The organism is Pseudomonas sp. P5_A12, from assembly GCF_056400685.1.
Genome location: NZ_JBFUKU010000191.1, coordinates 1 through 10909, shown reverse-complemented (window position 1 = coordinate 10909; position 10909 = coordinate 1). Strand labels below are relative to the sequence as shown.

General features: G+C 58.9%; 6 protein-coding genes and 2 pseudogenes. 4 read left to right on the top strand and 4 right to left on the bottom strand.

Features of this window, described 5'->3' with window-relative positions; translation table 11 throughout:
- Positions 1-13: 13 nt before the first annotated feature.
- A pseudogene (locus AC1DSG_RS21630) lies at positions 14-214 on the top strand (FCD domain-containing protein); the annotation flags it as partial.
- A gap of 224 nt (positions 215-438) precedes the next feature.
- On the opposite strand, the gene AC1DSG_RS21625 reads toward AC1DSG_RS21630, so the two are convergent.
- Positions 439-1203 (bottom strand): GntR family transcriptional regulator, encoded by a 765-nt coding sequence (locus AC1DSG_RS21625; protein ID WP_477792703.1) that lies wholly within the window; start codon positions 1201-1203, stop codon positions 439-441.
- A 401-nt stretch (positions 1204-1604) separates the two neighbouring features.
- Between AC1DSG_RS21625 and AC1DSG_RS21620 the strand changes: the two genes are divergently transcribed.
- Entirely contained in the window at positions 1605-2795 is a 1191-nt protein-coding gene (locus AC1DSG_RS21620; RefSeq protein ID WP_477792702.1) for a benzoate/H(+) symporter BenE family transporter, read from the top strand.
- A gap of 184 nt (positions 2796-2979) precedes the next feature.
- Here the strand turns inward: AC1DSG_RS21620 and AC1DSG_RS21615 are convergent, their stop codons facing one another.
- Complete coding sequence (locus AC1DSG_RS21615) at positions 2980-3324, bottom strand: YggL family protein (RefSeq protein WP_007896965.1); 345 nt, start codon at positions 3322-3324, stop codon at positions 2980-2982.
- 233 nt (positions 3325-3557) lie between these two features.
- On the opposite strand from AC1DSG_RS21615, the pseudogene dacB reads away from it, so the two are divergent.
- Positions 3558-5017 (top strand): annotated as a pseudogene (gene dacB, locus AC1DSG_RS21610) (D-alanyl-D-alanine carboxypeptidase/D-alanyl-D-alanine endopeptidase).
- 134 nt (positions 5018-5151) lie between these two features.
- Here dacB and AC1DSG_RS21605 read toward each other — a convergent pair.
- Positions 5152-7551, bottom strand: a complete 2400-nt coding sequence (locus tag AC1DSG_RS21605) for a sensor domain-containing diguanylate cyclase (protein ID WP_477792701.1) — start codon at positions 7549-7551, stop codon at positions 5152-5154.
- Positions 7552-7692: 141 nt separating this feature from the next.
- Complete coding sequence (gene rlmKL, locus AC1DSG_RS21600; protein WP_477792700.1) at positions 7693-9963, bottom strand: bifunctional 23S rRNA (guanine(2069)-N(7))-methyltransferase RlmK/23S rRNA (guanine(2445)-N(2))-methyltransferase RlmL; 2271 nt, start codon at positions 9961-9963, stop codon at positions 7693-7695.
- Positions 9964-10492: 529 nt separating this feature from the next.
- On the opposite strand from rlmKL, the gene rmf reads away from it, so the two are divergent.
- Positions 10493-10711, top strand: a complete 219-nt coding sequence (gene rmf / locus AC1DSG_RS21595; protein ID WP_007948532.1) for a ribosome modulation factor — start codon at positions 10493-10495, stop codon at positions 10709-10711.
- Positions 10712-10909 lie beyond the last annotated feature (198 nt).

Below are 10909 nucleotides of genomic sequence, written 5' to 3'. Positions count from 1 at the left end.
CCGTTCGCACTGATCCTACGACGAGCACACCCAGCTGATCGACGCCATCGAAGCGCGCAACGCTGAGCTGGCGGTGTGTTTGATGATGCATCATATGGATCACATCGACAGCAAGCTCAACCTGAACGAAGAAAGTGTGTCGGATGATTTGCATGCGGTGTTTTCGCATTTGTTGCAGACCAAGAAGCCAGGGCGGCCCAGCGCGAAACTCTGATAGACCATGACAAAAAATCCCCCGTAGCCTGAAGGCTGCGGGGGATTTTTGTTGAGTGTCTGATCGTTCCAACGCTCTGCGTGGGAATGCCTCAAGGGACGCTCCGCGTCCAGTGACGCGGAGCGTCACGGGCTGCATTCCCACGCAGAGCGTTGGAACGATCAGACACTCAACAAAAATCCCCCGCAGCCTTCAGGCTACGGGGGATTTTTTGTCATGGTCTATCAGAGTTTCGCGCTGGGCCGCCCTGGCTTCTTGGTCTGCAACAAATGCGAAAACACCGCATGCAAATCATCCGACGCACTTTCTTCGTTCAGGTTGAGCTTGCTGTCGATGTGATCCATATGATGCATCATCAAACTCACCGCCAGCTCAGCGTTGCGCGCTTCGATGGCGTCGATCAGCTGGGTGTGCTCGTCGTAGGAACAGTGCGAACGGTTGCCACTTTCATACTGGGCGATGATCAACGAAGTCTGCGACACCAGGCTGCGCTGGAAGCTGATCAATGGCGCATTCTTCGCCGCTTCAGCGAGTTTCAGGTGGAACTCACCCGACAGACGGATGCCGGCACCGCGATCGCCCCGGGAGAAGCTATCGCGCTCATCGTTGACCATCTGCCGCAACTCGGTGAGTTCCTCAGCGGTCGCGTGTTGCACCGCCAGCTCAGTGATCGCCCGCTCTACCAGACGGCGCGCGAAGAACACCTGACGGGCCTCATCGACGCTCGGGCTGGCGACGACCGCGCCACGGTTCGGACGCAGCAGCACGACGCCTTCATGGGCCAGGCGCGACAGTGCGCGGCGGATGATGGTGCGACTGACCCCGAAAATTTCCCCCAGCGCTTCTTCGCTCAACTTGGTGCCGGGCGCCAGGCGTTGCTCGAGGATCGCCTCGAAAATATGCGCGTAGACAATATCGTCCTGGGTCCCGCTGCGACCGGCTTTGCCTGCTCGCGGTTGTTTCTTTAGGGGCTGCAACTGTTCGTTCATGGGCACTCGAGTCGGGAGAACTGCGGCGAATTGACGGTGACTGTAATACGGCACAGTGGGTCACTGGCAAGTATCGCGTAAAAAATCACAGCGATTGTACACAATGGATGGTGGCAACACGACTGTACGGCTGTTTGTCACTTCTGCTGTATTGCAACGATCCGCTAGGTTTGAGTTTAGGCTTGAACGCAGAATCCGCGCGTTAACCCGATCCCTTGTAGCAGCTGGCGAAGCCTGCGTTCGGCTGCGTTCGGCTGCGCAGCAGTCGTAAAACCCGAATACGCGGGCTTCCTGATTCGCCGCGCCGACTGAATTCACGACTGCTTCGCAGCCGAACGCAGGCTTCGCCAGCTGCTACAAAGGGCGCGGGCATCTCCACTAGAACAAGGAACATCGCTGTCATGAACGACGTCACGCACACGCAGCTTCGACCACTGGCCGACACGTCACCGTCGGCCATCGTCGCCGGGTTTATCGCGATGATGACCGGTTACACCAGCTCCCTGGTGCTGATGTTCCAGGCCGGACAAGCAGCTGGCCTGACCAGCGGACAAATTTCGTCGTGGATCTGGGCGATCTCGATTGGCATGGCCGTGTGCTCGATTGGCCTGTCGTTGCGTTATCGCACCCCCATAACGATTGCCTGGTCGACACCTGGTGCAGCATTGCTGATCACCAGCCTGGGCGGTGTGAGTTACGGCGAAGCCATCGGCGCCTACATCACATGTGCAGTCCTGGTGACCATCTGTGGCTTGACCGGCAGCTTCGAACGGCTGGTGAAGAAGATTCCGGCGTCCCTGGCTGCGGCCCTGCTGGCGGGGATTCTGTTCAAGATCGGCAGCGAGATTTTCGTCGCCGCCCAACATCGCACCGGGTTGGTGCTGGGCATGTTCTTCACCTATCTGCTGGTCAAGCGCCTGTCGCCACGTTATGCCGTGCTGGCCGCGCTGTTGATCGGCACGGCGTTGTCAGGGTTTATGGGGCTGCTGGATTTCAGTGGCTTCCATCTGGAAGTGGCGACCCCGGTCTGGACCACACCGCACTTCTCCCTGGCCGCGACCATCAGTATCGGCATTCCGCTGTTCGTGGTGGCCATGACCTCGCAGAACATGCCCGGCATCGCCGTCTTGCGCGCCGATGGTTATACCGTGCCGGCTTCACCGCTGATCACCACTACTGGCATCGCCTCGCTGCTACTGGCACCGTTCGGCTCCCACGGGATCAACCTGGCGGCCATCAGCGCAGCGATCTGCACCGGGCCGCATGCCCACGAAGATCGCAACAAACGCTATACGGCCGCCGTCTGGTGCGGGATTTTCTACGGGATCGCCGGAGTGTTCGGCGCGACGCTGGCGGCGCTGTTTGCCGCATTGCCGAAGGAATTGGTGCTGTCGATTGCGGCGCTGGCGTTGTTCGGCTCGATCATCAACGGCTTGAGCATCGCCATGACCGAGGTGAAGGAGCGTGAAGCAGCGCTGATCACCTTTATGGTCACGGCGTCGGGGCTGACGCTGTTTTCCATCGGTTCGGCGTTCTGGGGGATTGTTGCGGGGGTGTTGACGCTGGTGATTTTGAATTGGCGTAAAGCTTGACAAGCAAAAGCACGCAGCCTCGTTTCACTCGACAGCTGCTACACACCTGCTACACAGCTGCCACATGGAATGCGTTCACCCTGTAGCAGCTGTCGAGTGAAACGAGGCTGCGAGCCTTTAATTTGCACATAAAAAAACGACGACCCTTGGGTCGCCGCTTCTTTTATGACAAAAAGCTATGACATCAAGCTACCGGATTGATCGGCTTTTCCGGGTACCAGACGTCGATCAGCGGGCTGACGGTTGCTTCAGTCAGTTCGCTGCGGCCTTTGAGCCAGGCTTCAACAGCAGCACGCTGCTCTTCGGATACCGAGCCACGCTTCTGCAGGCAAACCAGACCGAAGTCGTCGCCGCCAACATAGCCCAGACCGTTGGCTTCCATGGCTTCTTTCAGGAACGCGTCGAGGAAAGCATCAATGGCTTCATCAGCCAAATCTTCTTTGAAATCCAGGTTCAGTTCGAAACCCAGCTCTTGAAATTCATCGACGCACAGTTTTTTGCGCAGACGCTGGGAACGGTTAGTCGCCATTGGAACAATCCTCAAAAGTAATAACGGGCGGCACTTTAGCAGTTTAAGCCACTAATTGCCCGATTCTCTGGGGTGCATGGATGACCGCTGGTAAAAAAATAGCGGATTAGAGGGGTATGGCACGGCACACGACTTCAAGCCTTGGGGCATAATGCCGACACTTTCATGACCACTGAGGGATTTTATCGCCATGCCCTCGTTTTTTTCCCCTCGCCCGTAGGGTTTTACTGCACATGATCAAGTCTTTGCGTCCATTGTTGCTGGCCGGTTTCATTCTTCCCCTGGCCTTTTCCGTTTCCGCCGCACCGATCAACACCGCGCTCTCGCCCAACGTCGAAAAGCCCTCAAGGCCAGCAAGTTGCAGGACAGCGCCTTGTCGCTGGTCATGATCCCACTCACCGGCCCAGGCACCCCGACCGTTTTCAACGCTGACGTCTCGGTCAACCCGGCCTCGACCATGAAGCTGGTCACCACGTATGCCGCGCTGGAAATGCTCGGCCCAAACCACCAGTGGAAAACCGAGTTTTACACCGACGGCACCCTCAGCGGTGGCATCCTCAACGGCAACCTCTACCTCAAGGGTGGCGGCGATCCTAAGCTGAACATGGAAAAACTCTGGCTGCTGATGCGTGATCTGCGCGCCAACGGCGTGACGCAAATCACCGGCGACCTGGTGCTGGACCGCAATTTCTTCACCCAACCGCAATTGCCCGAGTTCAATGATGACGGCAATGACGACAACAAGCCATTCCTGGTCAAGCCCGACTCGCTGATGGTCAACCTCAAAGCCCTGCGCTTTGTGGCACGCAACGACAACGGCCGGGTGCTGGTGTCGGTGGAGCCGCCGATTGCCAGCATCCGCATCGAAAACCAGGTCAAAGCCGTCAACTCCAAGCAATGCACCGGTGGCGTGCGTTACAACCCGGTGACCCAGGCCGATGGCAGCATGACCGTGACGGTCGGTGGCCAGTTGGGCGATGGCTGCAGCTCCCAGACGTACCTGTCGCTGCTAGACCACGCGACTTACACCGCTGGCGCTGTGCGGGCCATCTGGAAAGAACTGGGCGGCAGCATTCAGGGCAAGGATGTATTGGCGCCCACTCCAAGCGGTGCCAAATTGCTGGCCCGGGCTTACTCGCCGGACCTGGCGGAGATCATCCGCGATATCAACAAATACAGTAACAACACCATGGCGCAGCAGCTTTTCTTGAGCCTGGGCCAGAAGTACCGCACCGACGCCGACGGTGACGACGCCAAAGCCGCGCAGCGTGTGGTCCGTCAGTGGCTGGCGAAGAAAGGCATCACGGCGCCGCATCTGGTGATGGAGAACGGTTCCGGTCTGTCCCGCGCCGAACGCGTCAGCGCCCGTGAAATGGCGGCCATGCTGCAAGCCGCCTGGCACAGCCCGTATGCCGCCGAGTTCATCAGCTCGATGCCGATTGCCGGCACCGACGGCACCATGCGCAAACGCCTGAAAACCACCGCAATGCGCGGCGAAGCCCACGTCAAGACAGGCACCCTGAACACCGTCCGCGCCATCTCCGGCTTCAGCCGTGACGTCAATGGCAACACCTGGGCAGTGGTGGCGATTCTTAACGACAAGGCACCGTTTGGCGCGTCTTCGGTACTGGATCAGGTGCTGCTGGATCTGTATCGCCAACCGAAACTGCCGGAAACGGCTTCGGTGCTTTAACCCGATCCTCCAGACACTGGAGATTCACTGTGGGAGCGGGCTTGCCCGCGATGAGGTCGTGTCAGTCGACATCAATGTTGACTGATATTGCGCTATCGCGGGCAAGCCCGCTCCCACAAGGGTCGCATCCGGCGTTAGTTTATCTGCGTCTCAACCCGATCCCGCCCAGCCAGCTTCGCCGCATAAACCCCCGAATCCGCCCGCAGCAACAGCGCATCCGCGCCCTCCCCGACGCGCCAACTGGCAATCCCGAAACTCGCGGTGATGATCCCGACGCCATCGATCGGTGAACTGCGCAGCCCTTGCCACAACTGCAAGGCCAGCACTTGCGCCTGCTCGCTATTGGTGTCCGGGCAGAGCACCATGAACTCTTCACCCCCAAGGCGACAAAACACATCCGTGCGCCGCAGCCGATAACCGATACGCTCGCACACAGCCTGCAACACCCGATCCCCCTCGGCATGGCCATGCTGGTCGTTGATGCGTTTGAAGTGGTCGATGTCGAGCATGATCACTGACAAATTGCCCCCGCGACGCTGGACACGAGCCATTTCGGTGGTCAGGCGCTCCTGGAAATAGCGGCGGTTGTGGATCCCGGTCAGCGAGTCGGTGATCGACAGCGCGCGCAACTCTTCTTCCACCCGTTTCAAGTCGGAGATGTCGGAAATATAGCCATGCCAGAGCACGCCGCCACCGGGCAGTTCTTCAGGGGTCGCCTCACCGCGAACCCAACGCAGGCCGCGCATGGGCAACTGCACACGGTATTCCTCGCGCCACGGGCTGAGGGTGTCCGCCGACGCCCGGATCGAGGCGCGGACCCGGGTCGTGTCCTGTGGATGAATACGCATGAAGATTGATTCGGCATCGAGCAACAGCACATCCGGTTCGAGTTCGTAGATCTCACGAATGCCGTCGCTGGCATAGATCACGCTGTAGCGACCGTCGAAATCCATCTTGAATTGATAGATGCCACCGGGCACATGGGCGCTGAGTTTTTTCAATAACAGGTCCCGCGCCGCCAGCGCCTCATGGACGCGTTTGCGCTCGGTAATGTCGATGCAGATCGCCAGGTGACCGACCCACAGACCTTGCTCGTCGAGCACCGGGGTCGCGAGCATGTTTACCGCCAAATGGCTGCCATCGCGGCGCACCAGCGTCCACTCCCGCGTCTCGTGCCCGCCCTCTTCGCCCCCTTTGACCAACATCGCCTGACTGGTCGGAATCGGTTTGCCATACCGCGCACTCAATTCCGCCGCCCRCACCACCAACTCCCGGCGCAAGTGCAGGTTTTCCAGAGTCATGCGCCCCACGACCTCGATGCTGGCATAACCCAGCATCTGCTCGGCACCGGCGTTGAACGTATTGATGATCCCGCGCAGGTCGGTGGCGATGATCGCCACCTGAGTGGCCGCATTCAACACGCCACGCAACTGGCCGTGAGTGCCACGTAACTCCTGCTCGCGAGCACGTAATTCCTCGGTCCGCTGCTCCACCATTTTCAGCGCGCGCTGACGCTGACTGACCAACACGTACAACAACACACTGAGCAGCAGACTGAGCAACCCACCTAGCACCACCAGGGTCTTCACCGAGGAATGGTTGGCTTTTATAAAGGCTTCGCTCGGCCTGATATTGACTTGATAATCGTGATCAGCCAGTCGCAACAGCCGGCTCGCGAACAAATCACTGGCCGCCGGTCCGTTGAAGGATTCGTAAAGTACTCCTTGCTGCTCGTCGATCGACAAGTCGAGTATGCGCACCGAGAGATAGTCGTGCATGGAATCCGGCAATCCATTAGCCAGTAACTGGCGCATGCTGATCACTGCCATGACATATCCGTCGGGTTTTGCCCCCGCAGCGCTTGGCATGTTGCGCAGCATCACCGGGGCCACCAACAGCACGCCACGCGCATTGGCCGGGTCGATACTGACCAGATGCATCGGCTGCGACACCGCCATAGCGCCCGGTTTGTCCGCCCGCTCAACGGTTGATCGACGCATCGGCTCGGTCAGCAAGTCGTAACCCAGCAGTGGGCCCAATCGACTTTGCGTCTGGCTGTAAAGCACCGCCACGTATTCATCGCGTTCAGCGGCCAATTGCAGTTGACCGTTGCCGTCAAGTTCACGAATGGTGAAGTCGCGCAATCCCTCGTCCCGCGCCTTGCGCTCGAATTCCGCGCGCTCGGCACGCGTCACTCGGGCCGCGAATTCATAGGCTTGAGTCCGGTGCAACAGGGCTTGGGTGTAACCGTCGAACTCCTCGAGGGAGACCGACCTGGAATTAGAGAAGAACCGGCGCAGGCCGTCGAGGCGCTGCTCCTGGTCTACGAAACGTTCTTCAATGCGGCTAAAACGCTCATTGGCCAGCAGCTGGAAGCGTTGCTTGAGTTGATGGTTAAATACATTGAGCGTCGACCAGGCGAGTATTCCCGTAAGAACACCACCCATAATCAATACCAGCAGCGCGACCAGCCAGGCCGACGCATCTTCGCTGATGATTCCCAGGATCCTGGGGCGCACGGCGTGCAACGACATAGACGCAACTCGAAACGCCAGGTGCGGGAAAACCCATTGGCCATGCAAAGAGTTATAGCTATTAGCCATTAATTTGACCAGCACTGAAAGAATCCAAAGAGCCTTTAAAAATCAAGGCTCTGTGGATCCGCCGTTCAGGTGTCAACGCGCAGTGATTTTCCAGGCACGGTGGATCTTGCCGTTACGGGCGAAATCCGGATCGATGGTCTGGGCGGTGATTTCTTCAACGGCGTAACGCTCGGTGAGGTTTTCCTCAAGGGCGAACTTGCGGAAGTTGTTGGAGAAATACAACACACCACCGGGCGCCAGACGCGCCATGGCCAAGTCGATCAACTGCACCTGATCGCGCTGCACGTCGAAGATCCCTTCCATGCGCTTGGAGTTGGAGAACGTCGGCGGGTCGATGAAGATCAGGTCGTATTCGTCACGGCAAGCGTCGAGCCAGGCCATCACATCGCCCTGCTCCAGACGGTTCTTGTCAGAGAAACCGTTCAGCGACAGGTTACGGCGCGCCCAGTCCAGGTAGGTTTTCGACAGGTCAACGCTGGTGGTGGTGCGTGCGCCGCCCTTGGCCGCGTGAACACTGGCCGTCGCGGTGTAGCAATACAGGTTGAGGAAGCGCTTGCCGGCCGCCTCTTTCTGAATCCGCATGCGCATCGGACGGTGATCGAGGAACAGCCCGGTGTCGAGGTAGTCGGTGAGGTTGACCAGCAGCTTCACGCCAGCTTCGTTGACCTCGACGAACTTGCCCTGCGCGGCCTGACGCTCGTACTGCTTGGTGCCGCTCTGACGCTCGCGACGCTTGACCACCACGCGGCTCTTGTCGATGTTCAAGGCCTGCGGAATGGCAGCCAGGGCATCGAACATGCGTGCCGAGGCTTTTTCCGGATCGATGGATTTCGGCGCTGCGTATTCCTGGACGTGGACCCAATCCTGGTACAGGTCGATGGCCATGGAGTATTCCGGCATGTCGGCGTCATACACGCGATAGCAGTCGATGCCTTCGCGCTTGACCCACTTGCCCAGTGCCTTGAGGTTTTTCTGCAGGCGATTGGCAAACATCTGCCCGCCTTCGCTCAAGCGCGGTTGCTCGATCACCGGTGCGGGTGCCGGTGCCGGTTTGATCGGGTTGCCGTTTTTGTTGTATTTGCGCTCTTCTGGCTCGCTCGGCGCCTGATCGTAGGCCGCCTGCTCGCGCTCGACCTGGCGCTGTTCCGGGGTGCGACGCTCGCCCGTGACGAACTGGTCAGGCGTAACCTTGATCAGCAGCAGCTTGCACGGCAGCGCGCCGTTCCAGAACGAATACTGCTTGTGGCTACGAATGCCCATGCGCTTGCCCAGGTCTGGCGCGCCGGTGAACACCGCGGCCTCCCAGTTCAGACAGGCCTGACGCAGACGCTCGCCGAGGTTCTGGTAGAGGTAAAGCAAGCTCGCCTCGTCACCCAGACGCTCGCCGTACGGAGGGTTGCAGATGACCAGGCCTTTCTGGTTCTGGTCCGGACGCGGCTCGAACGTACCGACTTCGCCCTGGTAGATCTTGATCCACTCGCTCAGGCCGGCACGTTCAACGTTGTTACGGCCCGGTTGAATCAGGCGCGGGTCGGCTTCGTAACCGCGAATCCACAGCGGTGGCTTGGCCAGGCCGGCCGCGCAACGCTCAGTGGCTTMTTCGTGAAGCTTTTTCCACAGCGCCGGAACGTGGCCCAGCCAATGGGTAAAGCCCCACTGCTCGCGACGCAGGTTCGGTGCCATGTCGGCGGCAATCATCGCGGCTTCGACCAGGAACGTACCGACACCACACATCGGGTCAGCCAGCGCTCCGCCTTCGGCCGCAATGCGTGGCCAGCCGGAACGGATCAGGATAGCGGCCGCGAGGTTTTCCTTCAGCGGTGCCGCGCCTTGCTGCAAGCGATAACCACGCTGGTGCAGGCTGTGACCGGACAGGTCGAGGGAAAGAATCGCTTCGCCACGATCCAGGCGCAGGTGAATGCGCAGGTCCGGGTTGAGTTTGTCGATCGACGGACGGTCGCCTTGCGGGGTGCGCAGTTTGTCGACGATGGCGTCTTTGACTTTCAAGGCGCCGAAGTGGGTGTTGTCGATGCCTGAGCCGTGGCCGCTGAACTCGACGGCCAGGGTACCGGCGTTGAGCATGTGGTCTTGCCATTCGATGTCCAGCACGCCGTGGTACAGGTCTTCGGCGTCCTTCATCGGGAAACGCTTGAGCACCAGCAACACCCGGTTCGCCAGACGCGACCACAGGCACAGGCGATAAGCGGTTTCCATGGTCGCCATGCCACGCACGGCAGAGGTGTGCTCACGTGCTTCTTCAAGGCCAAGCCCGACGGCTTCCTCGATCAGCAGGCCTTCAAGGCCTTTGGGGCAAGTGAGGAAGATTTCGAATTGATCGGACATTGGATTTTCAGAGCCTTTAGCTAAGTGAACCGGCAACGCATTGCCGATCCGGTTTTCAATCAGGCGCTTTTCTAAAAGAGCGCCCGCGTGGCACGAAGGTGTGCCGTCCCACCTGTGCTGCTCAGGTTAGAAGAGCTTAGATGCACAGGCAGATAAAAAAGTTGATGCAACAAAATGTCATAAGTCGACCCTTCGTCGAATAATGCTCCCACGCAACAGAAGTCATTCTCACTTAGGATTAACCCCGTCATCCTGCGGGGCGCCGATCATACAGGGCTTTTCCAACAAATAAGGGCCAAACATGGTGTTACTTATCGCCATAGCATCTTTATCGTTACGTCCTTATGACAAAACGATCATTCCCTCGATGTGACGCATTGGTTAGAACTCAACTCAGGTTGACGCCGCAACGACGTCGACACCTTGGCTCGCGACGCCGGCAGCGAGCCCCAACGGCAGAGTTTTTTTCTGCCAGACCTCGATTGAGGTCTACGCGATGAATACAGTCAACAAGTGAGGGCAACACCCTATGAGAAGACTTAAGCGTGATCCGTTGGAAAGAGCATTTTTGCGCGGATATCAATATGGCGTTGGTGGCAAATCCCGTGAGCTTTGCCCATTTACTCTACCGTCAGTACGCCAAGCCTGGATTAACGGCTGGCGCGAGGGACGCGGCGACAACTGGGACGGTATGACCGGCACTGCGGGAATCCACAGACTCAACGAACTTCACGCCGTCGGCAATTAATTACAGGGCCTAACACTCCGACACGACAATCTGATGACTGACTGAATTAACCACGCACGTCCCATCCGGACGGCGGGCTTCGGCCCAGGGGCTCCTTCGAGGAGCCCTTTTTTATGCCTGCTTTTCGCCAAAACACAATTCCCTTGTAGCAGCTGCCGAGCCCGCGAGGCTGCGTCCGGCTGCGMAGCAGTCGTAAAC